Origin of the sequence: Ruminococcus callidus ATCC 27760, assembly GCF_000468015.1 — a bacterium.
Lineage (GTDB): Bacteria > Bacillota > Clostridia > Oscillospirales > Ruminococcaceae > Ruminococcus_C > Ruminococcus_C callidus.
Map to the genome: position 1 here is coordinate 1 of NZ_KI260306.1, position 25,991 is coordinate 25,991.

The 25,991-nt window shown below is 48.2% G+C and carries 25 protein-coding genes; 11 read left to right on the top strand and 14 right to left on the bottom strand.

Annotated features, from left to right (window positions below):
* Positions 1 to 283: 283 nt before the first annotated feature.
* From RUMCAL_RS02045 to RUMCAL_RS02105, 14 genes are all read right to left on the bottom strand, one after another.
* Entirely contained in the window at positions 284 to 694 is a 411-nt protein-coding gene (locus RUMCAL_RS02045) for a hypothetical protein (protein ID WP_021680785.1), read from the bottom strand.
* Positions 691 to 885: a hypothetical protein gene (locus tag RUMCAL_RS02050; RefSeq protein ID WP_021680786.1), complete on the bottom strand. Its 195-nt coding sequence runs from the start codon at positions 883 to 885 to the stop codon at positions 691 to 693. The genes RUMCAL_RS02045 and RUMCAL_RS02050 overlap by 4 nt, the downstream gene beginning before the upstream one ends.
* Positions 882 to 2,216: an SNF2-related protein gene (locus tag RUMCAL_RS02055; RefSeq protein ID WP_021680787.1), complete on the bottom strand. Its 1,335-nt coding sequence runs from the start codon at positions 2,214 to 2,216 to the stop codon at positions 882 to 884. Before RUMCAL_RS02055 ends, RUMCAL_RS02050 begins: the two co-directional genes overlap by 4 nt.
* Complete coding sequence (locus RUMCAL_RS02060) at positions 2,197 to 2,478, bottom strand: VRR-NUC domain-containing protein (protein ID WP_021680788.1); 282 nt, start codon at positions 2,476 to 2,478, stop codon at positions 2,197 to 2,199. The genes RUMCAL_RS02055 and RUMCAL_RS02060 overlap by 20 nt, the downstream gene beginning before the upstream one ends.
* Positions 2,479 to 2,595: 117 nt before the next feature.
* The gene (locus RUMCAL_RS02065) at positions 2,596 to 4,857 is read right to left on the bottom strand and encodes a phage/plasmid primase, P4 family (protein ID WP_021680789.1); all 2,262 of its coding nucleotides are present in this window, start codon (positions 4,855 to 4,857) and stop codon (positions 2,596 to 2,598) included.
* Positions 4,848 to 5,279, bottom strand: a complete 432-nt coding sequence (locus RUMCAL_RS02070; RefSeq protein WP_021680790.1) for a DUF7768 domain-containing protein — start codon at positions 5,277 to 5,279, stop codon at positions 4,848 to 4,850. The genes RUMCAL_RS02065 and RUMCAL_RS02070 overlap by 10 nt, the downstream gene beginning before the upstream one ends.
* Positions 5,269 to 5,472, bottom strand: coding sequence for a hypothetical protein (locus RUMCAL_RS02075; RefSeq protein WP_040646594.1), 204 nt, complete (start codon positions 5,470 to 5,472; stop codon positions 5,269 to 5,271). Before RUMCAL_RS02075 ends, RUMCAL_RS02070 begins: the two co-directional genes overlap by 11 nt.
* 3 nt (positions 5,473 to 5,475) lie before the next feature.
* Complete coding sequence (locus RUMCAL_RS15315) at positions 5,476 to 5,634, bottom strand: hypothetical protein (RefSeq protein ID WP_156902384.1); 159 nt, start codon at positions 5,632 to 5,634, stop codon at positions 5,476 to 5,478.
* Between the two features lie 4 nt (positions 5,635 to 5,638).
* On the bottom strand, positions 5,639 to 6,286 hold the full coding sequence (locus RUMCAL_RS02080) for a Rha family transcriptional regulator (protein WP_021680792.1): 648 nt from the start codon (positions 6,284 to 6,286) through the stop codon (positions 5,639 to 5,641).
* Positions 6,287 to 6,368: 82 nt separating this feature from the next.
* The gene (locus RUMCAL_RS02085) at positions 6,369 to 8,345 is read right to left on the bottom strand and encodes a DNA polymerase (RefSeq protein WP_021680793.1); all 1,977 of its coding nucleotides are present in this window, start codon (positions 8,343 to 8,345) and stop codon (positions 6,369 to 6,371) included.
* A 184-nt stretch (positions 8,346 to 8,529) separates the two neighbouring features.
* Positions 8,530 to 9,099: a DUF2815 family protein gene (locus tag RUMCAL_RS02090; protein ID WP_207636433.1), complete on the bottom strand. Its 570-nt coding sequence runs from the start codon at positions 9,097 to 9,099 to the stop codon at positions 8,530 to 8,532.
* A 1-nt stretch (position 9,100) separates the two neighbouring features.
* Entirely contained in the window at positions 9,101 to 10,222 is a 1,122-nt protein-coding gene (locus tag RUMCAL_RS02095) for a DUF2800 domain-containing protein (protein WP_040646596.1), read from the bottom strand.
* A complete protein-coding gene (locus RUMCAL_RS14305; RefSeq protein WP_021680796.1) occupies positions 10,222 to 10,557 on the bottom strand; it encodes a hypothetical protein in 336 nt (111 codons plus the stop codon). Before RUMCAL_RS14305 ends, RUMCAL_RS02095 begins: the two co-directional genes overlap by 1 nt.
* Positions 10,558 to 10,714: 157 nt before the next feature.
* Complete coding sequence (locus RUMCAL_RS02105; protein WP_051343604.1) at positions 10,715 to 11,194, bottom strand: type I phosphoribosyltransferase; 480 nt, start codon at positions 11,192 to 11,194, stop codon at positions 10,715 to 10,717.
* Between the two features lie 596 nt (positions 11,195 to 11,790).
* Between RUMCAL_RS02105 and RUMCAL_RS02110 the strand changes: the two genes are divergently transcribed.
* The 11 genes from RUMCAL_RS02110 to RUMCAL_RS02160 are packed head-to-tail and all read left to right on the top strand — an operon-like array spanning position 11,791 to position 25,911.
* Complete coding sequence (locus tag RUMCAL_RS02110) at positions 11,791 to 12,306, top strand: hypothetical protein (RefSeq protein ID WP_156902386.1); 516 nt, start codon at positions 11,791 to 11,793, stop codon at positions 12,304 to 12,306.
* The gene (locus RUMCAL_RS02115; RefSeq protein ID WP_021680799.1) at positions 12,303 to 13,001 is read left to right on the top strand and encodes a hypothetical protein; all 699 of its coding nucleotides are present in this window, start codon (positions 12,303 to 12,305) and stop codon (positions 12,999 to 13,001) included. Before RUMCAL_RS02110 ends, RUMCAL_RS02115 begins: the two co-directional genes overlap by 4 nt.
* Before the next feature lie 17 nt (positions 13,002 to 13,018).
* Complete coding sequence (locus tag RUMCAL_RS02120) at positions 13,019 to 13,219, top strand: helix-turn-helix domain-containing protein (RefSeq protein ID WP_021680800.1); 201 nt, start codon at positions 13,019 to 13,021, stop codon at positions 13,217 to 13,219.
* Between the two features lie 14 nt (positions 13,220 to 13,233).
* Entirely contained in the window at positions 13,234 to 15,507 is a 2,274-nt protein-coding gene (locus RUMCAL_RS02125) for an AAA family ATPase (RefSeq protein WP_021680801.1), read from the top strand.
* Between the two features lie 22 nt (positions 15,508 to 15,529).
* On the top strand, positions 15,530 to 18,766 hold the full coding sequence (locus RUMCAL_RS02130) for a helicase-related protein (protein ID WP_040646598.1): 3,237 nt from the start codon (positions 15,530 to 15,532) through the stop codon (positions 18,764 to 18,766).
* Between the two features lies 1 nt (position 18,767).
* Complete coding sequence (locus tag RUMCAL_RS02135) at positions 18,768 to 19,415, top strand: DUF4391 domain-containing protein (RefSeq protein WP_021680803.1); 648 nt, start codon at positions 18,768 to 18,770, stop codon at positions 19,413 to 19,415.
* Positions 19,387 to 21,294: a site-specific DNA-methyltransferase gene (locus RUMCAL_RS02140; protein WP_021680804.1), complete on the top strand. Its 1,908-nt coding sequence runs from the start codon at positions 19,387 to 19,389 to the stop codon at positions 21,292 to 21,294. Before RUMCAL_RS02135 ends, RUMCAL_RS02140 begins: the two co-directional genes overlap by 29 nt.
* An 8-nt stretch (positions 21,295 to 21,302) precedes the next feature.
* Positions 21,303 to 24,404, top strand: coding sequence for a type III restriction-modification system endonuclease (locus RUMCAL_RS02145; RefSeq protein WP_040646606.1), 3,102 nt, complete (start codon positions 21,303 to 21,305; stop codon positions 24,402 to 24,404).
* A 33-nt stretch (positions 24,405 to 24,437) separates the two neighbouring features.
* On the top strand, positions 24,438 to 24,665 hold the full coding sequence (locus RUMCAL_RS02150) for a hypothetical protein (protein ID WP_021680806.1): 228 nt from the start codon (positions 24,438 to 24,440) through the stop codon (positions 24,663 to 24,665).
* 15 nt (positions 24,666 to 24,680) lie between these two features.
* Complete coding sequence (locus tag RUMCAL_RS02155) at positions 24,681 to 25,751, top strand: hypothetical protein (protein WP_021680807.1); 1,071 nt, start codon at positions 24,681 to 24,683, stop codon at positions 25,749 to 25,751.
* On the top strand, positions 25,729 to 25,911 hold the full coding sequence (locus tag RUMCAL_RS02160; protein ID WP_021680808.1) for a hypothetical protein: 183 nt from the start codon (positions 25,729 to 25,731) through the stop codon (positions 25,909 to 25,911). The genes RUMCAL_RS02155 and RUMCAL_RS02160 overlap by 23 nt, the downstream gene beginning before the upstream one ends.
* The last annotated feature ends 80 nt before the right edge of the window (positions 25,912 to 25,991 follow it).

Here is a 25,991-nt window from a genome sequence, read left to right on the forward strand (position 1 = left end):
CACAAAGGATGCCGGCGGAGGTACGCCTTGCTGACACGTTGCCACTTGCTGCCGTAGCCACGCTTAGCGGCAGACGGTCTGTCTGGATGCAAGGGCTGATGCTCTGCACAATACAAACCGTCTGTCAGATTGGGACAGCCGGGGTGCTTACATGGTTTTCGTGCCTTCCTCGGCATTGTCTCCACCTCCTTCGGGCATAACAAAAGCCGCTGGCGTAAACCAACGGCTCTATACATGATCTTCTATTATACAGTATAGCACAGAAACCCATGAATATCAAGTCTTACGAACTCTCATCAGCTCTCAACTTTTGGACGGCTTTGTCACGCAGGCGGTAGATGTGCTGCACGCTGTATCCGAAGTCGGCAGCGATCATGTTCCAAGATTTGAACTCCAGATAACGCTTGCTCAGAAGGTCACAACAATCGGCATCATCGACCGCCTTAATACGCGCTTCCATGTCGGCAAGCAGCGCATCATACTCACGCTGGGTTTCCTGAATTTCCTGTTCCAGCGCCATGATCCTGAAAACGGTGCCTTCCATCTTGCTTCGATCGGGTGACACGGTTCTCGGCATATCATTGATGCCGCTGCCGTTCATACCTTCGGCACGCTGCCGCAACACTCGGATTTCGTGAATCTTCCGGTCGATACGCCTGCGGAGTCGCTGTGCCTGATCCCAGTATTCTTTCATGCAAATTCCTCCCTCATCATTTTTATCAGTCTCTCGCCGTTCATATCCGACATGAAGTCAAACCACTGCGACCGCAGGAACTGCTCACATTCCAGTTTCGTGATGATGTCATTTGACTGTAGCACCTCCCGGTAATCCAGAAGGCACTGCTTGATGATTGCTGCCGACAGTAATTTGTATCCTTCATTCATTTGAACCTTGCTTTCACCGCACGCATCATTGCGGACTGCGTCCTGTCTTTTGACTGCAAAGCCTTCATGATCTCCTCGTCGATTGTGTTAACCGTCATAAGATGCTGAATCACAACAGATTCTGCCCGCTGTCCCTGTCGCCACAGGCGGGCGTTGGTCTGCTGGTATAATTCCAGCGACCACGGCAGCGTGTACCAGATGATTGTGCTGCCACCGTCCTGCAAGTTCAGTCCGTGACCTGCGGAGGAAGGCTGTATCAGCGCCACTGGAATTTTTCCTGCATTCCAGTTGGCGATATCCTTGTCGGTCTTGATTTCGCGGCAGTCGAACCGCTTACAGATGCGGTCGCGTTCGTGCTTGTACCAATACGCGACCAGCGCGGGCTTGCCGTTCTGCGCTTCCAGCAGATCTTCCAATGCATCCAGCTTTCGCTCGTGCAGCTCGATGATATTGCCGTCGTCGCTGTAGATGCAGCCGCTTGCAAGCTGTACCAGCTTTCCGCACAGGACGGCAGCATTGGCAGCGGAAATATCCTCATCCTGCACCGGCAGGACGTAGTCGCTTTCCATCTGCTTGTAGGCTTCATATTCTTCTTCGGAAAGCCGCACCGGATCAGAGACAGACAGCAGCTCCGGCATTCTCAGGTGGTCGGTAGTTTTCATGGAAATGCTGATGTCGGCGATCTTGCCGTAGATCTCCTTTTCGACACCTTTGCGGGGCGTATAAGTGAAGCCGTTCCAGTCTGGTGTGAAGTATGCATCACGGTACTGTCCGATTCGCTTTCCCAGACGCTCTCCCTTATCCAGCAGGCGGAACTGCGCCCACAGATCCATGAGACCGTTGCTGCAGGGTGTACCGGTCAGCCCGATGATACGCTTTACAAACGGACGCACCTTCCGCAGCGCCTTGAAGCGCTTAGACTGGTGGTTCTTGAATGATGAAAGCTCGTCAATCACCACCATGTCGAAATCGAACGGCATCCCGCTGTCCTCAATGAGCCACTGCACATTCTCGCGGTTGATGATGTACAGATCGGCTTTTTTCCGGAGAGCCGCAAGGCGCTGGTCGCGGGTGCCGAGAACCAGACTGTAGGTCAGCCCTTTCAGGTGATCCCACTTGCCGATCTCTGCCGCCCATGCATTTTTGCAGACGCGGATTGGTGCGATCACCAGCACCTTCCGGACGTCGAAGCTGTCGAACATCATGTCGTTCAGTGCCGTCAGGGTGATGCTGGTCTTGCCCAGCCCGCATTCCAGCAGGACTGCTGCCTCCGGGTGTGTTTCGATAAAGTCGATGGCGTATTTCTGGTAGTCATGTGGACTGTATTGCATCAATGATCCCTCCAATCTGTTCAGGGCTGTCCAGCACAAAAACCAGAAAACCCATCCTCCGCAATAGTCTGTGACGAGACCACTGCAATGGTCGCGGCGTTTTCCCCGGTGCCTTGACTTCCACGAAACCGATTCTGCCGCCGGGGAACATCACCATGCGGTCGGGCATCCCGTTAAAACTTGGGGATACGAACTTGACCGCCAGCCCGCCTTTTGCTTTGACAGCTTTAAAAAACTTCGATTCTACGGTTGTTTCACGCATTTTTACTCCTTTCTGGTGCAGGTGTCGAAGGTCTATTCTATAACTTTATATATAGATATTTTTTCAATTTTTTCTACTATAGAAAGTTTATGATATGACCTTCGACACCTGCACCTTTTAGTCCAAAAAGCCCAAATCTTCGTCGTTTTCCTGCTCTTCCGGAAAATCATCTGTTTTCAGCATCAACCCAAAAATCATGATCCCGTTTTTCAACTTCTTCTTGTGGTACCCGATCTGCTCCAAAGCTGCATAGAAATCTCCCGTACTGCGGGTGTATTCATGCATATTGATGCAGTAGGTGCGGTAAGCCTTATACAGCTCGCCGGACTTCTCCTGATAAGCTGCTCCGATGACACAGCTTTCCTCCAGAAACTTTCCGAGCCAGTCATTGTCCTCGCGGTAGGCAGCAACAGCATCACGCACCACCTTCGGCGGCTTGATATTGAAGCCTTCGGCGATCACCATACGGGAGCCTTCAATGATCCAGCTCAAGATCGCACCGCCTGCATGGTCAACAAGATAGTCGGCAAAGTTCTTAATGTCGCTGTCGCCCTCGATTTTGGCATTGAACGGGATAACAATCAATCTGCGCCACGTTCCCGCATCAGAGGCACCGACCTTCGGCAGGTGGTTTGTATACAGCACCAGCGTGTGGCTGGGGATAAAACTGAACGGTGCTTTATACTTTTTCTCTGCATACACCGCATCGGTCGAACAGAGCTGCTTGATGACCGAGGTGTTCAGGCGCATACCTTCCTCCAGCTCGGCAGCAATAATCAGGCGCTTGCCCTTCAATTCTGCCATTTCGGGCTTCACATTTCTCTTGCAGCCGACCGTCAGCGCGTCGGCAGACATATTACCAGCATAGCTGCCCAGCACACGGGCAATCGCGTTCCAGAAGGTAGACTTACCATTTCTGCCTTCTCCGTATGCGATAATAAGTGCTTCAATATACACCTTGCCGATGACCGCCATGCCTACGATGCGCTGCACATAGTCAATCAGGTCAGTATCACCGCAGAAAATCAGGTCGAGCGTATTCTTCCAGATGTCCGTGCCTACATCGTCCGGAGAAACCGTCGTAACCTTCGTGATGTAATCCTGCGGATCATGATCCTTCGTGCCGGTCAGTCCCTCCGTCAGGTTGTAGGTGCAAAGCGGCGTATTCAGCAGGAAGGGATTGCTGTCCAGCTCGTCCGGCTGCTTTTCCAGTAGCGGCATAGCAGCTTCCATTGCAGGCTTCAGGCTTTTCATATTGCGGTACTTCATGACGAATGCGTAGTAGGTCTTGGCGGTCTGGTAGGCACCGTAGGCTTCCGCCTGATCGCTGGTCATACCCTCAAGCAGCTTCTTGCCGCCTGCCATCGCCGTTCCACGGGAGATGCCGAGGTCTTCCAAGCGCTGCAGCGCCGCCTCGATCTCGTTGCCCGCTTCTTCGAGCTGTGCATCTGTATGTTCCATCATTGCCGCGATCGGGCGCTGGCGGGATTCCATCCAGTAGATCTCGTTATTACGCAGAAAACCGGTCGCTTCCGTATAGCAGACCTCGCCCTCATACACCGCTGCAAAAGTACGCGCCTCACCAATATCCGAGAAATCATCCGGGCGCAGACTGCCGCCTGTGTATTCGTCGGGCGGGATATAGTCGGGAGCAGACGAAACCTTCTTGTAAAACTTTGAAGCGCTCGACCAGATCTTGTCCAGCTCCTCCTGATCCAGCGGCGGATCACATTCGGCAGCTTTCTCCAGAAACTTCGTATAGGCAGCATCGGTCACACCAAACCGCTTGACGAGCTTTCCTGCATAATGCGACATAGTAGCGTTGCGCTTTCCCTGCGGAATCGCCGCCTTTGCGGTCAATGTCAGGAAGTCCTCAATGAACAGGCTGCCTTCATGCCACAGCACCTCGCTGCCGGGGGAACCATAGAGGAATCGTGCGGCATCGAGCGCATTATCATCAAAGAACGGGAATGCCGCGTGGATCTTCCGCTTGAGTGCTGCATAGGAGTCGGCATCGTGGATCAGGTGGATCTGGAAATATACATGGAAACGCGGTCTCGCCGACACTCCGTTTTTCGCCTTCATGTGATTGCGGCTGAACACAAGGATATACGGCACATCCGGGAGCAGTTCATCCAGAAGCTCCGGCGTGATCCACTTTGCCGGATCGTCGCTGTGATCGTTGTCACAGTCCATCGGGATATTGTCCGAGAGAATAAAGTTGTCCTTGCTGCGGGTGTTATTCTTGTATTCCGCACAGACGTGGTCGCGGCTCTGCACCTTTGCCATATCCGCCTCCGTGGTCACAACGACCTTATTCGGGTAGATGCAGTTTGCCTTGTTGTGCAGGCAGTCAGCCTGATAGATTGTTACTTGCATACTTCCTCCAATTCCTCCGTAAAATAGCGGATTTTCATTTTCTTGCGCTTTGCCCGTTCGATCTCCGCCTTCATGCCGGAGCTGATTGTTTCACCGAACACCCACAACTCTACGCACTTGCTCATCAGCACCCAGTTCATAAAAATGGCTGTGTTGCGTTCCTCCGGGACATTGTCGTCCATGAACTGCGTAAAGTAGATATGTGGCGTGATTGGCAGGTAGTGCCTGTCTACAGCGAAGCGGCTGTATCGGCGTGCGTTCTCAACATTCCTCTCCGTATCCCCGGAATAAGGCGAACAGATATACACGACCGGACGGAAGGCAGCAGCCTTCGCCGCCACCTTCTCCTCCTTCTCGATGCGGGTAAGCGCTTCATACTCGGTTGGGCTGGAGTAGCCCTCACTGTTACGCTTACTTGCCATGACCGAGCCTCTTTCTCGCGCAGGCGTTGCAGAGCACCGAAGTGCCGTACATATCGCCAATACCGTCAGCGAACACACAGGACAAGTCAACACTGACCTCCTCGCCACAGTCCGGGCAGGCACAGAATACATTCTCGTCGTTGAGCTCCACTCTGACCTCAAGCTCATCGGTCTTCTCTTTCACATAAAACATAGCTCAGTCCTCCTTCTTTCTGGTCGGGCAGTCCTCACAGCGCTCTCCGTTATCGTGCGCCTTGCAGAGATCACCGCAGTGCGGACACTTGACGTAGACATTCTCCGGCTTGACCAGCCTGCCGCTGATCAGCGCATAAAACCATTCAATCGTGTATTTCATAACATCAGTCCTCCTTGAGCTTCGCTGCGTACCATTCCAGATAGCGCTTTCTTTCGTGGAAATCTGGGACTGATACAAGCAGACCGATATCGACCTTCTGCAGGATTTCCAGCAGGTCAATCTGCTCCTGCGTCAGATACGGGCGGATGCTTGTTTTCTTCTCAATGCCGTGCAGAATACGGAACTGCTTTGCAGTCATGCCGATTGCGATGCGGTTGAGCATATCGCACTCGTTGCTGAAGTGGTAAGGCTTCGGATCGTCCTTAAGCAGGCGGATGTTCTCCGTCAGCAGTGGGAATTCCTGTCTCGCAGACACCAGCGTCTTGATGAATGCTTCCATCTCATTGAAGCGGCGGATATACAATTCCTTGAACTGCGCAGCCTTCTTACCACGATAGCCCATTGCAAGAAAAACAAAACCGTCACGCGTCATCACATAGCAAGGCTGCTTATGCCCCTGTTCGTTGATATAAGTCGACTCCCCAAAATTGGAGAGTCGGAATTCCTCCGAACAGTCAAGCTCACGGATGTCACGAATTACATGATCGTGACGCTTCTCGAAGAACTGTGCCACGAAGCGGCTGTCGACTCTGGCGGTATCGCGCTTATCAACGAACACACCGTAGTCATCCATTGGAATTAATGTTTGCATAATAAAAACTCCTCTCGGTTTATAGTCAGAGGTATTCCTCTATTATCTCATTGGAAAGCAGACAGCCGTTTTGACGAAACGATCAGTCTTTTTTGTAAAATTCGCATTCATATCCGTCTGCCCGAAGCAGCAGTCCCTCTGCCCATGCAGGCGTTCGCGCCATCTGTTCGCAGATCACCTCCAGCGATACCCCCATGCTGCATTCGATAATCATTTCATCATGCACCGTCGCAACGATAAAGCAGTGCGACAGCGTCTGCATGGAATACATCAGCAGATCGCGGGCGACCGCCTGAACAATGTTTTCTACAAACTTCGGACCGTAGCTTTCCAAACGCTCCCACTTCTTCGCGCTGCCTACGCCCGTATATGTTACCGATTCGCCGCCGAACTGGTTTTCGCCGATCTGCGGGTGTGCGTAGCAGAGCTTTCTGCCAGATGGCAGCGTGATAAACAGCATCTTGCTCTGGTAGCTGAAGTGCAGACCGTGTGTTTCTGTTTCACCTTTGCTGCGGATTGTCTGCTTGACGGCATCATCCACATCCCACCACAGCCGGACAATATTCGGTGATGCATTACGCCAGTCCATTACGATTTGTTTCAGCTCTGCGTCAGACAGATTCAGATCTTCGCCGCCCATTGCTTTCATGGCACCGACGGAGCCGCCATAGCCACAAGCCAATTCTGCCACCTTGCCCTTCTGCCGCAAGTGACCATTGATACCATGCTTCACGACCGGTACACCGAACATCTTTGATGCAGATGCACAATAAATGTCCTCACCGGCGGCAAAAGCGTCCATGCGCCACTGTTCTCCCGCAAGCCATGCAATGACACGGGCTTCAATAGCAGAAAAGTCGGCGACAATGAACTTGTATCCGGGCTTCGGGACGAAAGCGGTACGGATGAGCTGCGAAAGCGTGTCTGGGACGTCTTCGTAGAGCATTTCGACCTCGTCATAATACCCGTGCTTCACGGTCTCACGTGCTTCGGTCAGGTCGGGAATATGATTCTGCGGCAGGTTCTGCAACTGTATGATGCGCCCCGCCCAGCGACCGGTACGGGCAGCGCCATAAAAGCTGAACATTCCACGCGCACGACCATCCGCACACATAGCGATCTGCATCGCCTGATATTTCTTGACAGAGGATTTGGACAGCATCCGGCGCATTTCCAGAACCGATTTCACGGGATCTTTTGCTGTTTTCAGCAGCTCCTTCACGCGGGCTTTATCCAGACAGTCGGACGGGCAGCCCTGCTCTTCAAGCCATGCCAGAAGCTGATATACAGAATTCGGATTGTCAATTCCGGTCAGGCGGCGCATATCTGCTGTCAGCTTCGCCTTTGCCTGCGCATCCAGCGTGAGTGCTGCATCGACCAATTCATAGTCAATACGAATACCGCGATCGTTGATCTCCTGATCGAGATAAAACTCCTCCCAGATAGAATCGGGAACCGGAAAGCGGGAAAGCCGACGGTCGATCTCCATTTCAGCTTCTACATCGCGCTTGTTATATGCCTTGAAAATTGTCCACTTTTCCGGCGCATCTACCGGTGTGTGAAAATGCGGCACGCCGTTCACCGTTTCGTAGGGTACACAAAAGTATTTAATGAGAGCTTTGCCCTCCGTCATTTTCTGCTGTTCAATATGCAGCGCCTTGCCTGCATCTGCAAGTGTAGAAGGCAGCGCCAGCGTGCGGCAGTGAATCATGGTGCAATGCCAGCCCACCGGCGAAAGATAGTCACTGACGGAATCTTCCGAAATACTGTAGCTGCGGAAAATCTCCGGATAATGCGTGCGCAAATACTTTGACAGGCACACTCGTTCAAACTGTACATTGAATGCCTGCTTGATGACGCTTTCATTGACCAGCGCGTGCAGCACCGCATCAGGGAGCGTTTCACCGTTTGCCAGATCATAGGTCTGTACCGCGCCGCCGTCTACGGAAAGGCTCACCAGCGTGATCGCAAAATAGGGAGAATCTGCATAAGCATACACACCGCATTTTGTCAGATCGCGGTCACTGCGTGTTTCAATATCGATTGTCATATTATTCATAACATCACATCCTATAAACCCACCCGGACGGAATCCCGTCAGTCGCCCTCCCGACCTTATTTGTTACTTGCGCTTCTTGAAGGTATCGACCAGCATATAGATAGACATGATCGTCCAGCAGGTCATTGTGATACAGCCAAGAACCGAGATAATGATAGAAACTACTGTACTCATGGCGACCTCCTTAAGACAGGAAGTCGTCATCATCATCGTCCATGTCAGAGAAATCATCCTCTGCACGGGACTTGCCACCGAGGGGCTCGCCGTCGCGGAGCTTCTGGAGATTGTTCAAACCGCACGCGATGCCCTTGTTGCCGTTGGTGTTGAAGGCGTAGAAGTTGATACTTGCACGACCGTAGATACCGGAGTAGAGCTCGCTGGTATCGAGGATCGGCTGGCAATCAGCGTCCACCACACCGGGCTTGGTAGCGCTGTTGGCATTGATGAAGTAGCAGCCTGCATAAGCGGGATCGTCCGGGCGCTCCTCATCGCCGTCACGGAGAGGTGTCTTGAGCGCCTTGAGGGGCGGCACGGACTTGCCGTTGCCCTTGAGCTTTGCCTGACCTTCCTCGTAGGCTACCTGAATTGCAGCCTTGACCTTCTCGACGGTCAAGGTATCCGCCTTCGGGATGATGAGGGACACGCTGTACTTCGGTGTGCCGCCGTTGATTGCCTTCGGTTCATTGACGATGAGGTAGCTGAAGCGGGTGTTCTTGCCTGTAACGACCTTTGTGGGATTGATAATCTTTGCCATGTTAATCTTCCTCCTGAAAATCATTGATTGTCCAAGCCGGACGCTTGTCCGACTCCGGTACGAGTGTGGGTTTGCCCTGCGGCTTTTCGATCAGACTGCCGAGCAGGGCGTTGAACTTCTTGCTGCCGAGCAGCTTGGTCATTGCGGTCACGCCCATGAGCTTTCGCTCGTAGGGATCGTAGCCAGCATCGGTGACGACGGCTACGACGGCATCGGGATTTGTGTATCGGCGGTTGCTTCGTCCCTCCACGACCTTGAAGCCGGGGAACTGTTTTCCGCTGATTGCCTGTTCGAGCGCATAATCCTTCACATCATTCACCCAGCCGATAAAGGTGTCGGCTCGGTCAAGGATCATGCTGATTTCGTCGTCGGCGAGAGTGTCAGGAACGGCGAAGTCGTACTGCGCAAGCTGCAGGTTGTATTCCGCCCGCTTCCGGCAGGTCGCCTTGATTTTACAGAACTGACAGTGTTTGCCAGCTTTGTATTCACCCTCGCCCTGTGCTGCAAGTGCCGCAGCGGGAATGAGAACATCATCCGCCCAGCGGAGCAGCTCGTCCTTCGTGACTTCCGCCACGCTGACGTTATTCCTGCGGGGCTGAAAGATGCACATCCGGACGGTCTGAATGTCGTAGAGTGCCTCAAAGAGATTCAGAGCACCCAGCGCATACATACGCATCTGTGAATTGTTCTCCGCATCGACGAGGACGCCAAGCCCGTACTTGAAATCTACAATGGTCATGGTGCCGTCGGCGACAATGATGCAGTCGGCAGTGCCGAAGCTCTCTGCTACCCAGCGGGTGAAATCGAGCCGCTGCTCTACCATCACCTGCGGATCGGGACAGGTCTGCTTTGCCGCCGCCACCTGTTCCATGATGAATTCACAGTAGGCATCGGAGCATTCCGCCATCTCTTCGTCGAAGTATTCCAGATCATCGGTGGGATCACGCACCTTATATCCGAGCGCCTTCTTGACCTTATACTCACAGAGGGCGTGTGCGTCCGTGCCTTGCTGTGCGTAGCTGCTGCCGGTGTCCGTCTGTGCGGCGTTCTCCATTGCCGAAGGCGGGCAGTTGATCCAGCGTTCGCTGCTGGATGGTGAGAGGATTGCGTGTGTTCCGGGCATTACAATCCCTCCGCTTCTGTCAGCACAGCGGCGTAGTCGCTTTCGGCAATGTCTGAGAGCTTGGTCGCACCGTAGCGACCGATCAACTCCTTGACCTCCGCCGTCTTGCCGCTGCGTGAAATCTCTGACAGGCGGCTGCGGAGCTCTACGAAGGTGACGGTCTGCTGTTCAGGTGTCGGCTGTTCCTTCGGTGCAGGCTCCTGCGGCTCGTCTACGGCAGGATCGTAGATCGTCTCGAACGTGTCGAGGTAAGCGTTAGTGGTCTGTGCTGTGTACTCCTGCAGCGCAGCAGTAAGGGCAGCAAGCGCGTTGATGATTTTCATCATGGGTTCCATTTTTCATTGCCTCCTTTGTCAGATTTTTTGCCAGTCTTTTCGATACGATGCTGATAGCAAGCAGCGTATCTATCAGTTCGCGGGTTTTGCTGTTCACGGTTCATCACCTCCTTCTACTTCCCATTGGAAAGCAAGTGTCCATTTTGACGAAGGATTTTCAAAAAAATTCTTCAGTCAGAATCGTGGTCACTTTTTTCATGCGGGAGAGAAGTGTGGTGCGAGGAATATCCAGCTCCTGTGCGATCTCTGTATCTGACAGACCGTCCTGACGCAGTTCAAAGGCATGAAAGATGCCGGGGGCAAGCTCGTCCATTCTCTTAATAAGGGCTTCGAGCAGAAGCTGATCTGCTGCGATTGCGGCTGTATCCGCCGCCTCATCGACCATCTTGTCCAGCATGCTCTCCTCATCGCCCTCTTCGTTTGTTTTTGGACAGTCGAGGGAGACCGTATCCCCAGCACGGTGATACTTGCAAGTCCAGCAGTCCATATCGCAATAGCGGTAGTCCGCCTTCGGGCAGGTGCAGCGACCGTGGTTCTGCTGTGTGCGGCGATATGCGTTGATGTCACGGTAGTAATTGTCGTGTTCTTCTTTTGACACTTCGATTGACCTGTTCATTGACCTCAGATAGATTTTCATAAAAAATTCCTCCATTGACTTTGCGAATGGAGGAATCTCAAGCTGCAAATGGGCATGACAAATAGACCGCAGCTCTGAAGGATCACTCCATTCAGAATTGCAGCCGTCAGCTCAAATGACAGCCGTGCATATTAACTTTTCCCGCTACAGTCCGTTGAGCAGCCGTTGATCAAGCGACTCAGACTGCGCGGAAGAACAGTTTTATGTCGTATTCAGGACGTATGTCTTTGGAAACACTTTGAACTTTCAGTTGAAACTGTGCAAATGGCACAAGTTTTCCGTCTGCATTTGTGCAGGATAACAAAGTTCTTGTCAAGGATTTAAAAACACCTTAAACCGTCTGGAACAAACTGTGCTTTTGTGCTATAATGTTTAGTAGGATTTGATATGAATCGGTTTGAGGCACTCGCGCCTCACCTTGACTATATTCATTATCGCATATTTTGGATTTCATTGTCGGAAGCATTCGGAAATGTTCGGAAATAATCGGAAATTTTCGAAGCCTTGTGAAAGGGTGCGTATGCATGAACTTATTGGAGTTAATTAAACTACTAAACATGAACTATTCTGGAAGTCTCGATGAGTACGGATTTTTTATGGAGTTGATTGATCGCTGCATAGGTGAAGACAAACAGAATCCTTTTAGTGGTATCGACAAGGATACTGTAGAGCGCGGCATCCGTGGACAGAATGGATTGAGCAAGGCGAAACTTAAGAAGGTCAATCAATTTCGTGAAGTTGGTAGACTGGCAAAATACATTGAGGAGAAATATCCAGAAGATAAGATATATCTTATGGAATCTCAAATCAAGCTTCAGGTTCCGGATTTTAATCCTGATGAGGCTGATTTTTCCTATCCATGCGAGGACTTGTTTTTTCAATTGCTCGATGTCTACATAAACACTACAAACAAGCGCTCAAAGAAGAAGCAGGAGAGTACTGCACTTTCTCCTGATGATATTACGCTGATGACTGAATCGCCGGTGCAGCAACCAGTTGTTCAACAATTCGTGCAGAATCAGTTCAATATTTCGCAAACCGGTAATGGAATCAATATCGGTCATGCGGATACTATTGAAATACGAGACGGTAAGGTGGTGACCTTAAAATGAGTGATAAGCAGCTTCCGGCAGATCCCGCATCGCCTGTAGTTCCTGCAGTACCAAGAACATATAATATGGAGCAGTCTGGCGATGGTACAAATATTGGCGTAGCGCAGAGCGTTAGTCTTATCGCAAGCGGTGAAGCAGGGATACAAACCGGAACCATAGAAAATGTAAATGTCAATATCCAGAGTATCTCTGTTGCACCTCCGCTCATTACACCGCAGCCTAAGATACAGCCGCAAATGGTCGAAATGGATCGGACACATTACAATCTATTTGTGACATATGGTATCGATTGGAGAAATCCGAACGAGACAACATTTAAAGTTGAACCAGATCGTGTGCTGACCGGATATATGGAAGATAGTGTAAAGGCTGAATTTTCAACTTTGACGGATGAAGCCATTGCGCGTATCAAACGGTTTCCGAGCATTTTTGCAAATGAAAACAATGCCTTCGGACATACGGATGAGGAGCAGATTCTCGCCTTTGGCTTTGTAAAACAGATTAAAGTTCGTCGTAATGGCGTAATGATATATCCAGAAATCCGATGCTATCTTCCGCAACAACGACTTAACGAGGCACTTTTTGAGCTGGATATAACCGGGACAGATTCATTTAATGAGTTCAATCGTATGCATTGGAGCATTAAGAAAATAGACCTGATAGCTGAACTTCAAGAGTTGGGTTTCAACCTGTAATATAGCGAGGTGTTATAATGGATACAAATACTGAAAATGATGTCCTCGAAAGATGGGTAAATCTTGAAGAGGTAGCGAATTATCTGAGCGTCAGCAAAGATACAATCCGAGCGTGGATTAAACAGGGCAAGATACCTTTCTATCGCGCCGGAAAAATGTACAAGTTCAAAATATCTGAAATAGACGATTATGTGAGGAATGGTAAGATCACAGAGTAAAGGAGACAAGAGCTATGGAAGGAAAAATGCCAGCGGTAATCACGTCAATCACACTGAACACCAGAACATATCATAATGTTCTTATAGAGCCTACGTTGATCAACTTCTTCTATGGGAAGAACGGTGTGGGCAAATCAACCATAGCTGACTGTATCCGTTCTGGAGCAGGCGTTGTTCCGTCGCTCTCTGAATATGAAGTTCTTGTTTATGACAGAACATTTATTGATAGTAATATCCGTGCTGAAGGAATGTCTGGTGTCTTCAGTGTCAACGAAGAAAACATCCGAATTCAGGAAGAAGTCAAAGAAAAGGAAGCGGCACTTGAAAAGCATCGTTCACAGCGTACAGAACTTAGCTCGCATTACGATGAACTGCAAAAACAATTGCCCGCTATTCAGTCAAAACTGGAAACAGATTGCTGGGGAGCATTGACAGAGTTCCGTACCAATCTCTTCCCGGAGGCTATGAAAAAGAAACGCAATAATAAAAATGGATTCATCGGTGAACTATTAAAAGTAACCGCCCCTGCACAACACGAAGTTGATGAAATGCGCTCGATTTATGAAGCAGCATTTAGCACAGATTCGACGGCATACAATAAAATGCCCAGTGTATCCGTGGTTAGGATTGAGCAGATTGCTGGCTATGATTTACTTGCAAAAGCAATCACCAGCCGTGCTGACACCCCATTTGCTGAGTTTGTACGAGCCATTGGTTCAATAGATTGGGTTCAGTCTGGTCATGAGCATTTTTCTGAAAAAGCTGGCGATCGCTGTCCATATTGTTCTGGTAAACTGCCCGAAAACTTCGAAGAACAGTTTGCGTCCTGTTTTGACGATGCATATGAATGTGAGCGAAGCGCTATTATTTCTTTCCAATCAAATTATGAGCGTTTAATGCAAGCAGCACTTAACATACTGAATCAAAATCTCCAGCATCCATTTCCGCGTAATGACTTCTCTGTCTATACCGATAAATTGGAAACCCTCAAGGCTAAACACGAATTAAACAAGAGCCGCCTTTCGGAGAAAATCAGCTCTCCGACGACGAAAGTACAGCTTGAACCAGTTGCTGAACTGATGGAGGAACTAAACCAGATTATTCAGAAAATGAATGCTGCCATTGAGGAGAACAATAGTATTATTTCAGAGCGCAAGTCAAAGCAGGCAGAATGTACTGAAATGATATGGGAACATATGGCTTTTGTGACAAAGGCATATGTCGAAAAATTCCATTCAGATATCGCAGAAGTAAACGGTCATCTTTCAAAGTTGAAGAAATCACTGAATACACTGGGGACGGCTATAACTGCCTTGCAGAACGAGATTGCCAAGCTTTCACTTCAAATTGTAAATGTTGATGCAACCATGAACAGCATCAACGATATGCTTATAAATGCAGGCTTTCAAGGATTTACCGTAAAGAAAAAGCGTGGAGAGCCGAACAAGTATCAGATTGTACGTGATGACGGCTCCACAGCTCGTGGCTTGAGTGAAGGCGAGAAGAACTTCATTGCATTTTTGTATTTTTACCATAAAATTCTCGGAAGAGAAAGAGCCGACAGCGAATTCAAAGATCGAATTGTTGTCATAGACGATCCAGTCTCCAGCATGGATAGCTCGGCGCTCTTTATTGTCAGCTCTATTGTGCGCGAGTTGATTTCTATCTGTCATAATAATGGGTGTGCCGAAAAGCACGATTCGCCGCGCTTCATCAAGCAGATATTCATTCTGACACACAACTCCTTCTTCCACAATGAAGTATCATATAATCGTTTGGATACAGATGATTTCCATTGCGTCAACTTCTATCTGATAAAAAAGGAAAACAACACATCAACCGTTGTCCACTGTACAAAAAAAGATGCTTTTGGAAGAACCCCAGCGATAGAACAGAACTATACTCCTGTGTATAATGCCTACAGAACATTGTGGCGCGAATATAAGGAAGCGTCCTCGCCAATTGTTCTGAAGCAGGTTATCAGGCAAATTCTGGAGTATTATTTCATTCAGATATGTGGTTACAAGGGAGAGCAGCTTTCTGATCTGATAAAAAAGGAACAGGACTTGTTTATTAAGCAGAATTCAGATGGCACTGAAAACCGCGACCTTTTGCTTGCTGTGGATTCATTGATGCATTATGTAGGGGCAAATATCCACGGATTGTCCGATGGCTATGATTATATTGATGACTCAGCCGACATGGAAGGTATAAGAGAGACATTTCAGCAGATTTTCACGGCTATGAATCAGCCACAGCATTTTGATATGATGATGCAGTCTGTTTAAAAAATCGACAGGAGCGATGGAAATGGAAATATTTAACAACACAACTAAAACTGTAGGCGATGATATAAAAGCCATCGTTCGTCCCGGTGACAAGCTATCGATCGCCGCCGCCTGCTTCTCTATCTATGCATATCAAGAACTTCGTGAACAGCTTGAATCCTGCGAGGAACTGCGTTTTATATTTACTTCACCGACATTCATCGCAGAAAAGACAAAGGCTGAGCGTCGTGAGTTCTATATCCCGCGTCTCGGCAGAGAACGCAGCCTTTATGGTACAGAATTCGAGGTGCGGCTCAGAAACGAGCTGAAACAAAAGGCTGTCGCCAAAGAATGTGCTGATTGGATGCGGCGGAAGGTACGATTTAAATCGAACACCACCCGCGAAGGAATGAATAACTTCCTGCTTGTAGACGGTGCCGAAGACACCTATACTTATATGCCGATGAACACATTTACTACTGTTGATCTCGGCTGTGAGCGTGGTAATAACCTCACGAATATGGTAACCCGTCTTGAGAACCCTGCAAGCTCAGAGTTTTTACGGATGTTCGATTCGATCTGGGACGACAATGACAAGCTCACTGATGTTACAGAAGATGTTATTGAAATGATATCAACTGTTTATCAGGAAAACGCTCCGGAACTGGTCTACTTCATGACTCTGTACAATATCTTCAATGAATTCCTTGAAGATATTTCTGAGGATGTTTTGCCGAATGAAGCGACCGGTTTCAAGGATAGTGTAATCTGGAATAAGCTGTTCCATTTCCAGAAAGACGCAGCACTTGCAATTATCAATAAGCTGGAACAGTTTAACGGCTGCATTCTGGCTGATAGCGTTGGACTGGGTAAAACATTCACAGCATTAGCCGTTATCAAGTACTACGAAGGGCGTAATAAGAATGTTCTCGTCCTTTGTCCCAAAAAGCTATCCGAGAACTGGATGACATATCGTGGTAACCTGATTAACAATCCATTGGCAGCGGATCGTCTGCGCTATGATATTTTGTATCATACCGATCTGTCTCGTGATAGTGGAAGCACTGTAATAGGACTTCCAATCGACCGTATCAACTGGGGAAATTACGATCTTGTCGTGATTGATGAGAGCCACAACTTCCGCAACGGTACCGGAGCTGGAACGCATAAACTTGGTGATGACAAGGAAAATCGCTATATGCGCTTAATGAACCGCGTGATCAAACCCGGAGTCAAAACAAAGGTATTGATGCTCTCTGCAACACCTGTCAATAACCGTTTCTATGATTTGCGTAACCAGCTTGCTTTGGCATACGAGGGAGAATCGGAAACCTTCAGCGAAAAGCTCAAAACCAAATCGGATATAGATACGATTTTCCGTCAGGCGCAGACAGTTTATAATGCATGGTGTAAACTGCCGGAAGAGCAACGAACAACAGCAACACTTCTGTCGCAATTGGATTTTGATTTCTTTGAGGTGCTTGACAGTGTCACAATAGCGCGTTCAAGAAAACATATTCAGGCATATTATAATGTCTCGGATATTGGCACATTCCCAGAGCGCAATAAGCCCATTTCGCTGCGCCCGAAGCTAACAAACAAAACGAATGCGATCAATTACAAGGAAGTATACGAGCTGCTTTCAAATTTGCAGCTGACGATTTATACACCCACGATATACATACAGCCGAGCAAGATCTTCAAGTATCTCGATGAGGATGAAACGGAGAACTTCAGAAAAGGTCGTGAACTTGGTATTCAGCGCTTGATGAAGATCAACCTGCTGAAGCGTATGGAAAGCTCCGTTCACTCGTTCTTGCTGACTGTACGCCGCATATATGACTTTTTGTATGATACATCAGAGGTTATCGATCAGTATATGAAGACCGGATCCGGAAGCCTCGATGAAATGCGGGATCTTTCGGGAACCAGTGACGATTTCGATTTTGACGACCAGAACACTGACTTCTTCAGCGTCGGCAAGAAGGTCAAGATTGACCTGCGCGACATGGACTATATTCGCTGGAAGCGCGACATTGATAACGATATTGAGAACCTCCAGCTTTTGATCCTCATGGTCGAGGACATTACACCAGAGTATGATTTTAAACTGAACGAGCTGCTTCAGGTGATTCGTGAAAAGGTCGCGCATCCAATTAACCCCGGAAACAAGAAGATTCTGATCTTTACGGCATTTGCAGACACGGCGGAATACCTATATGAGAACGTTAGTCAGATGGCGTTGTCCGAGCTTGGGCTTCACACAGCTCTTGTGACCGGCTCTGTAGACGGTCAGACAACCATTCCTAAATTCAAGGCGGATATGAATCATGTGCTGACCTGCTTCTCTCCGCAGTCGAAAGACAAGGCTGTACTGTATCCGAATGAGTCTGCCGAGATCGACATTCTGATCGCGACGGACTGCATCTCCGAAGGTCAGAACCTGCAAGACTGCGATTACTGCATCAATTACGACATACACTGGAATCCAGTACGCATTATTCAGCGTTTCGGACGTATCGACCGAATCGGCAGCCGGAACGCAGTCATACAGCTTGTGAATTTTTGGCCTGATCTCGATCTCGATGAATACATCAACCTGAAATCGCGTGTGGAAACAAGAATGCGTATTTCTGTTATGACCTCCACAGGCGATGATGACCTCATCAATCAGGAGGAAAAGGGCGACCTCGAATATCGCCGCAGCCAGCTCAAGCGATTGCAGGAAGAGGTCGTAGACCTCGAAGATATGACAAGCGGCATTTCCATTATGGACTTGGGACTGAATGAGTTCCGGATGGATTTGCTGGCATACATGAAGGGACACGGCGACATTGACCACTCGCCATTTGGCATTCACGCTGTCGTCAAAGGTGAAAAACCGGGCGTGATATTTGTACTGAAGAATGTAAACGAGCATATCAATATCGAAAACCAGAACCGGCTGCATCCGTTCTACATGGTGTATGTCGGCATGGACGGCGAAGTGATCACAAACCATTTGCAGCCGAAGGATACCCTTGACATCATGCGCCACCTTGCCAAAGGGAAAAACGCGCCGGATAAGCCATTGTGTGAGCAGTTCAATAAGGCGACCAATAATGGCAAGAACATGGCTAAGGTCTCCCAGCTTCTGGAGGACACTATTATGTCAATCATCGATGCAAAGGACGAGGGCGACATTGACAGCTTCTTTGGCGGCGGTCAGACAACCTTCCTTTCTGGCGGTTTTTCGGGACTGGATGACTTTGAACTGATATGCTTTATGGTGGTGATCTGACATGATTGAATTCCCAAGCGCCACATCAGTTGGCAGAAGGCTGCCGAAAGAAGCATTCTACAAGCACCTGCCGCTGACCAAACCACTGAAGGACAAATTTGTCTCCGATGTCGAGCGTATCGTTGTAGAGAACAGCTTGACAAAGGATAATCTGAATCTGAACGATGACGCAGAGATAAACGAAATCCTGCTGCTGTCTATCACGCTGAAGAAGCAGGAATTTGACGGCAAGGTGGTCGAGGCGATCGCACGCCAGAATCCGCACAAACTGGTATTTCTGTTGATCTATGAGAATAGCTGTCAGCTTGCGCTGTATCATAGCAAGCTGTACCGCACACCGTGGATGAATTCCGAGGCGATCATCCTGAAACCGCAGGGATTCTCCCTTGACGAAATCTGGAACAGCTTTATAGAGCAGATCGCGCTATATGCAGAGCAGGCGGAAAACACAGCCACGCTCACGGTTGAGGAGCGCCTTGCCTTGCAGGAACAGATACAGAAGCTCGAAAAGCTGATACAAAAAACAGAAGCTGCCGCTTGGAAAGAGCAGCAGCCGAAAAAACGATTTGCCTTGTATACACAGTTACGCGAATATAAAACACAATTGGAGGAACTAAAACATGGACAAGCTAAAGATGCACACGCCTAATCTGGCGGACGAAAACTTTGCAAAGCTCACGGCACTTTTCCCGAATGCTGTCACAGAAACGATCAATGAGAACGGCGAAGTAGTCCGCGCTATCGATGCAGATGTTCTGCGTCAGGAGATTTCGGCTACAGTCGTAGAGGGTGCACAGGAGCGTTATCAGTTCACATGGCCTGATAAGAAGAAGTCCGTGGTGCTTGCCAACCAGCCGATCACCAAAACCCTGCGCCTTGTACGGGAGAAGTCTGTCGGTCGTGATGGCACACCCGGCGGCATTGATTCAGAGAACATTTATATCGAGGGCGACAACCTTGATGCGTTGAAGCTCTTGCAGGAGACCTATCTGGGCAAGGTGAAGATGATCTATATTGATCCGCCCTACAACACAGGCAGCGATTTTATCTACGAAGATGACTTTTCGCAGGAAACAGGTGAATATCTCGGAAACAGCGGACAGTTTGATGAAGAAGGTAACCGCCTTGTTCAGAATCCAGAAAGCAATGGGCGTTTTCACACTGATTGGCTAAATATGATTTACCCAAGACTGCGTATCGCTAAAGATCTTCTTACTGAAGACGGTGTTATTTTTATTAGCATAGACGATCATGAAGTGTCTAATTTGAAGAAACTACTTGACGACGTATTTGGCAGTCAAAACTTTATAGCTGATATTATCTGGCAAAAAAAGTTTTCAAGAGCAAATGATGCAACCTATTTTTCTACAATGCATGATCACATTCTGTGTTATTGCAAAGCAAATATTATGTATAATAAGAACGGATGGCAAATCGGTTTATTACCTCGTGGGGATGAAATACCTGCGGGTTATAGCAATCCCGATAACGATCCGCGCGGAGTTTGGACTTCGGTTATTCTTTCGGCAAAATCAGGCTCTGAGAGCCTACTCTATGAAATAACAACTCCCAGCGGTCGAGTTGTTACTCCGCCCAGTGGTAGGTATTGGAGCTGCAGCAAGTCTACGTTTGAAGAATGGAAAGCAGATAATAGGATCTGGTTTGGAATGAATGGGGATGGCAGCCCTCGAAAAAAGACTTTCCTATCCGAAGTTCAGCAAGGGCTAAGACCAAACACTATTCTTTTCCAAAATGAAGTTGGTCATAATCAAGAAGCGAAGCAGGAAACAAAAGATTTATTTGATGACATTGGTGTTTTTGATGGTCCGAAACCAGTTAGACTTATTGAAACACTTGCTATTATTGCCGGTCTCAATGATGACAGTCTTATCCTTGATTTCTTTAGCGGCTCTGCCACTACCGCACATTCTATCATGAAATATAATCGTGATAATAACAAGAAATGTAAATATATACTTGTTCAATTGCCTGAAGAGTGTGATGATAAGTCCGAGGCTGCAAAGGCTGGCTACTCAACCATCTGCGAAATCGGAGAAGAACGCATCCGCCGCGCTGGAAAGAAAATCAAGGAAGAAAATCCAATGACAACTGCCGACCTTGACATTGGTTTCCGCGTTTTCCGTGTGGATAGCAGCAACATGGAGGACGTGTATTATGTTCCCGCCGACCAGAAGCAGGATCAGCTCATGCTGAATGTTGACAATGTCAAGGCAGACAGAACACCAGAGGATCTGCTGTTCCAGACCATGCTTGACCTCGGTATTCTGCTTTCAGCTAAAATCGAGGAGACTGAGATTGCAGGCAAGAAAGTGTTCTCCGTCGCTGACGGCTACCTGATTGCGTGCTTCGATGCCGAAGTGACCGAGGAGACAGTTACGGAAATCGCCAAGCTGCACCCGTTCTATGCGGTCTTCCGCGATAGCAGTATGGCGACAGACAGCGTCATGACGAACTTCGACCAGATCTTTGAAACCTACAGTCCCAAGACACAGAGGAAGGTGCTGTAATGGGAGACATGAAATTTAAATTTACCATACAGCCTTATCAGACAGAGGCTGTAGAGAGCGTTGTGAGCATCTTTTCCGGGCAGCCCTTCAACGACCATTTCACATATCGCCGAGATATTGAGATCCAGCGAACAATTCTGAATGCGAATATGTCAGATGAGGAACTGTATATGGGCTTTGCAAATGCTCGCGTACAGCTTGACGGCAGCCAGCTTCTTGCCAATATCCGTAGCATCCAGAACAGAAACAACATCAAAACGTCTGATACCCTCACCACAAAGCTCGGTTGCTGTTCCCTCGATGTGGAAATGGAAACCGGTACCGGTAAGACCTATGTTTACATCAAGACCATGTTCGAGCTAAACAAGCGCTATGGCTGGAACAAGTTTATCGTTGTCGTTCCAAGCATTGCAATCCGCGAGGGTGTCCGCAAGAGCTTCAGCGTGATGCAGGAGCATTTTCACGAGCATTACGGCAAGAAGGCACGTTTCTTTGTGTACGACTCAAAGAACCTTTCTGAGATTGACAATTTCAGCCAGAGTGCAGATATTCATGTTATGATTATCAATACACAGGCGTTCAATTCCTCGTTCAATGCGGAGAAGAACGTGGAGGGACGCAAGGGCGATGCCGCAGCAAGAATCATCTTCTCACGCCGCGACGATTTCGGCTCCCGCAGACCGATTGACATTATTGCTGCCAATAATCCCATTATCATTATGGACGAGCCGCAGAAAATGGGCGGCGACAAAACGCAGGCAGCTTTGAAGCAGTTCAAGCCGCTTTTCGTACTGAACTACTCCGCGACACATAAGCAGCACCATGAGCTTGTCTATGTGCTGGATGCGCTCGATGCGTATAATAAGCGGCTGGTCAAGCGCATTGAGGTTAAGGGCTTCGACATCAAGAACCTGCGCGGCACAGACAGCTATCTCTATCTGGCAAGTATTGTCATTTCGCCGAAAAAGCCTCCGATGGCTCGTATTGAGTTTGAGATCGGCTATGAAAAGTCCATTAACCGTGAAACAAGATTGCTGGGCGTCGATGACGACCTCTATGCGCTTTCTAAGAACATGGGGCAGTATCGCGGTTACCATATCAGCGAGATTGATCCGGTTCGTGGAATCGTCACCTTTACAAACGGCGAAGTGATTCATGCCGGAGAGGTGCGCGGCGATGTCTCTGAAGCAGACCTGCGCCGTGTTCAGATCAGAGAGACCATTCGCTCCCACTTTGAGAAGGAGAAGGAACTGTATAATCGCGGCATCAAGGTACTGTCCTTGTTTTTCATTGATGAAGTAGCCAAGTATCGCCGCTATGATGAAGACGGCAATGAAATCAATTCCGAATACGGCGAGATTTTTGAGCAGGAATACATTGATATTCTGAACGAGTATCTCACACTGTTTGACACACCATATGAGCAGTATCTGCGCTCGATTGATGTACATCAGACTCATGCAGGATATTTCAGCATCGACAAGAAGGGGCATAAGGTCGATGGTACGCTGAAACGCGGCAGCGACGAGAGCGACGATATTTCAGCGTATGATCTCATCCTGAAGGATAAAGAGCGTCTGCTTTCATTTGATACACCTGTACGCTTTATCTTCTCGCACTCGGCGCTCCGCGAAGGCTGGGATAACCCGAACGTCTTTCAGATTTGTACGCTGAAGCATGGCGGCAGTTCGCCTACGCAAAAGCGTCAGGAAGTCGGCAGAGGTCTGCGTCTGTGTGTCAACCAGCACGGTGATAGAATGGATGGAGACGCACTTGGAAACCTCGTGCAGCAAATCAATCAGTTGACGGTTATTGCGGCTGATGGTTATAAGGACTTTGTGGCTGATTTGCAGCGTGGCATTCGTGAAGACCTCTACGAAAGACCGACAAAAGCTACAGCAGAATACTTCACCGGCAAAACACTTGTGCTTGATGGGCTGGATGTTACTGTCTCTGAAAAGCAAGGAAAGGACATCTATCGTTACCTTATCAAGAACGATTACATCGATGAAGATGACCGCGTCACCGATAAGTATCGTGCCGACCTCGCCAATGGTGTTCTTGCGCCGCTGCCGGAAAGCTGCACCGAAATATCCGAGGGTGTTCACGCACTTGTCCAGAGCATCTATGATGAACACGCACTTGACGATATGATCAGCAATGGTCACGACACAAAAATTCAGGAAAATGCGCTGAATGATAATTTCTACAAGAAGGAATTCCAGACGCTCTGGAATTACATCAATCACCAATATGCGTATACGGTTGAGTTTGACAGCGAAGAATTGATCGGAAAGGCTATTGCACATCTTGACGAGAAGATGTTTGTTGCCAAACTTCAATATACTGTTACATCTGGTACGCAGGGACAGGAGCTGAATGCCGATACGCTGAAAAGCGGAGCAGGCTTCTCAACCGATAAGAGCAAGACCTATACATTGGAAAGAGCAGCGGGAAGTTCCGTGACCTATGATCTGATTGGCGAAGTTGCAGAAGGCGCAAAGCTGACGCGACGTTCAGCAGCAAAGATTCTGACCGGAATCAAGCCCACTACATACGCTTATTACCGCAACAATCCGGAAGAATTCATTTCAAAGGCAATCCGCTTGATTCTGGAGCAGAAGGCTACAATGATTGTGGATCATATTTCCTACAATCAGACAGACGGCACCTATGATAGCGCAATTTTTACTGCTGAAAAGAATTCCGATTTCTCGAAGGCATTTCATGCCAAAAAGCACATTCAGGATTATGTTTTCACAGATGGATATGCAAAGGACGGGCAGAGCATCGAGCGTCAGTTCGCTGAGGCTATGGATGTCGCCGACGAAGTGTGTGTATATGCAAAGCTCCCGAAAGGCTTTTCAATTCCTACGCCCGTTGGAAACTACTCTCCGGACTGGGCAATTGCATTCCACAAAGGCACAGTTAAACACATCTTCTTCATCGCGGAAACAAAGGGTACAATGGAGTCATTGAACCTGAAACCGATTGAGCAAGCAAAAATCAAATGCGCTAAAAGGCTTTTTGCCATGCTGTCAAAAGAGGATGTAGTGTACCACGAAGTTGACAGCTATCAGCACCTTCTGAATATTATGGAAAAGCTGTAACGATAGTTACAAGTTATTGAAAGAAGTGAATCCATGTCAGAACAAAAAATCATCGACCGGGACACCTATCGGTCTATCAAGAAAATGAGCCGTGAAGAACTTCAGGCGTTCCTGATGCGTTACGCTGATGGTCTGCTTGAGAACAATGGCAAAACCATCAACCTGCGGGAGGTTGAGAAAGACCTCCGGCAGATCAAGGGTATCGGAGAAAAACGCCTCGAAGAAATCATGCTCGTTATTGAGAAGCATCTGGGTGTATAAGAAGGGGCGGTACGATTGGAAGAAATTGTGAAACGAAACGATCAGGCACCCAAAAAGCAGGAAGTAGCTTCCTCAAAATCTAAAAAAAAGCTCCGCATCACAGCCAAAACAGAAGGGATTGGCGTTGAAGATGCTCTTAACCGTATACTTCAATATGTTAATATAGCCGACTTGATTTCAAAAGTTAAAACAGGGGTAGAATACATTGTTCAGGTTCCCGCAGAGTTTCAGCTCGGTTACGACGCTGGCGATTACTTCATGATGGAAGGAAAAACAAGCGGAAAAATGTGGCCAACCTTAATGAAGATCGCTGACAGCGGCAAACAAGAAATAGTAACGCCTCTTCCAATTAAACCACACATTGCAGTTCAAGGAAATCCAATTCAAGAACTCTCTGTGGGATGCCACAATATTTATATGCAAAAGCAAATGCAGCAACTATCTGCCACAATTCAAGAAACCTTGACTGTTGTGAAAAGAATCGAAAAAGGACAGCAAACTGATAGAATAGGTTTAATGGAGTCAGGTAAAATGCAGATTCTTTTAGCAATCTCACGTCGTGGTCAAGAGGGATGGGAGCGAGAGCTTGCTGATGGCAGACAAAGTTTATCTGATGCAAGAGGTCAGTTTTTAGCCGCATTTCGTGAACGGGTAAAAGAATTCGAACCCATTTCCAAGTATGGTATTGTCCGGCTGGCGAGAGAATTTGCAAGTACTGGAAGTGGATATGGTGATAAAAAAGATGATGAATATAATGAGCTGTCCACATATTTTAATTTACTATTGGAATCTACACACTTGCTTGCCGCTTCGTATGCAGTTGTTGGTGATTCCGAGACTGCCGAACACGTCTATGCCATGACGTTAAGTGATCTCAAAGAGTTAGATTATTCAGGTGTGAATACCATCAAATACTTACATAAGAAGTCAAACTTTGAGAGCTTCGGTGAGTCTGTTCCGGAATACATTGAAACTGAATGTAAAGAATGTATTGAAACCGCAGCGGAGTATGATGTCATCGAAATCGAAGTAACAGGTGAGAAACTGTTGGAGGTGTTGAGTAGTGGAGAATCGGAAGAAGTTTAAAAATGAAAAACCAGAAAAGAAAGACCACGCGGTATTGAAAACCACTGGTAAAATCCTAAAAGGTGTAGCTGGTACCGCAGCCGGTGCTTTTATTCTTGTGCTTAATAAGGACAGAATAAAAGCCGGATTGAATCTTGCAAAGGGACTTATTAAAAAGTAATCTAAGCCGTCAAGTGTTATTTTCACTTGGCGTAACCGCCAACCACACCCTAACGTTGATTCGGCACTAAAAAAGCGATA

Coding starts and splice junctions, on each gene's coding strand:
- RUMCAL_RS02045 (WP_021680785.1), bottom strand. CDS start 694: ATGAAAGAATACTGGGATCAGGCACAGCGACTCCGCAGGCGTATCGAC.
- RUMCAL_RS02050 (WP_021680786.1), bottom strand. CDS start 885: ATGAATGAAGGATACAAATTACTGTCGGCAGCAATCATCAAGCAGTGC.
- RUMCAL_RS02055 (WP_021680787.1), bottom strand. CDS start 2,216: ATGCAATACAGTCCACATGACTACCAGAAATACGCCATCGACTTTATC.
- RUMCAL_RS02060 (WP_021680788.1), bottom strand. CDS start 2,478: ATGCGTGAAACAACCGTAGAATCGAAGTTTTTTAAAGCTGTCAAAGCA.
- RUMCAL_RS02065 (WP_021680789.1), bottom strand. CDS start 4,857: ATGCAAGTAACAATCTATCAGGCTGACTGCCTGCACAACAAGGCAAAC.
- RUMCAL_RS02070 (WP_021680790.1), bottom strand. CDS start 5,279: ATGGCAAGTAAGCGTAACAGTGAGGGCTACTCCAGCCCAACCGAGTAT.
- RUMCAL_RS02075 (WP_040646594.1), bottom strand. CDS start 5,472: ATGTTTTATGTGAAAGAGAAGACCGATGAGCTTGAGGTCAGAGTGGAG.
- RUMCAL_RS15315 (WP_156902384.1), bottom strand. CDS start 5,634: ATGAAATACACGATTGAATGGTTTTATGCGCTGATCAGCGGCAGGCTG.
- RUMCAL_RS02080 (WP_021680792.1), bottom strand. CDS start 6,286: ATGCAAACATTAATTCCAATGGATGACTACGGTGTGTTCGTTGATAAG.
- RUMCAL_RS02085 (WP_021680793.1), bottom strand. CDS start 8,345: ATGAATAATATGACAATCGATATTGAAACACGCAGTGACCGCGATCTG.
- RUMCAL_RS02090 (WP_207636433.1), bottom strand. CDS start 9,099: ATGGCAAAGATTATCAATCCCACAAAGGTCGTTACAGGCAAGAACACC.
- RUMCAL_RS02095 (WP_040646596.1), bottom strand. CDS start 10,222: ATGCCCGGAACACACGCAATCCTCTCACCATCCAGCAGCGAACGCTGG.
- RUMCAL_RS14305 (WP_021680796.1), bottom strand. CDS start 10,557: ATGGAACCCATGATGAAAATCATCAACGCGCTTGCTGCCCTTACTGCT.
- RUMCAL_RS02105 (WP_051343604.1), bottom strand. CDS start 11,194: ATGAAAATCTATCTGAGGTCAATGAACAGGTCAATCGAAGTGTCAAAA.
- RUMCAL_RS02110 (WP_156902386.1), top strand. CDS start 11,791: ATGGAGTTGATTGATCGCTGCATAGGTGAAGACAAACAGAATCCTTTT.
- RUMCAL_RS02115 (WP_021680799.1), top strand. CDS start 12,303: ATGAGTGATAAGCAGCTTCCGGCAGATCCCGCATCGCCTGTAGTTCCT.
- RUMCAL_RS02120 (WP_021680800.1), top strand. CDS start 13,019: ATGGATACAAATACTGAAAATGATGTCCTCGAAAGATGGGTAAATCTT.
- RUMCAL_RS02125 (WP_021680801.1), top strand. CDS start 13,234: ATGGAAGGAAAAATGCCAGCGGTAATCACGTCAATCACACTGAACACC.
- RUMCAL_RS02130 (WP_040646598.1), top strand. CDS start 15,530: ATGGAAATATTTAACAACACAACTAAAACTGTAGGCGATGATATAAAA.
- RUMCAL_RS02135 (WP_021680803.1), top strand. CDS start 18,768: ATGATTGAATTCCCAAGCGCCACATCAGTTGGCAGAAGGCTGCCGAAA.
- RUMCAL_RS02140 (WP_021680804.1), top strand. CDS start 19,387: ATGGACAAGCTAAAGATGCACACGCCTAATCTGGCGGACGAAAACTTT.
- RUMCAL_RS02145 (WP_040646606.1), top strand. CDS start 21,303: ATGAAATTTAAATTTACCATACAGCCTTATCAGACAGAGGCTGTAGAG.
- RUMCAL_RS02150 (WP_021680806.1), top strand. CDS start 24,438: ATGTCAGAACAAAAAATCATCGACCGGGACACCTATCGGTCTATCAAG.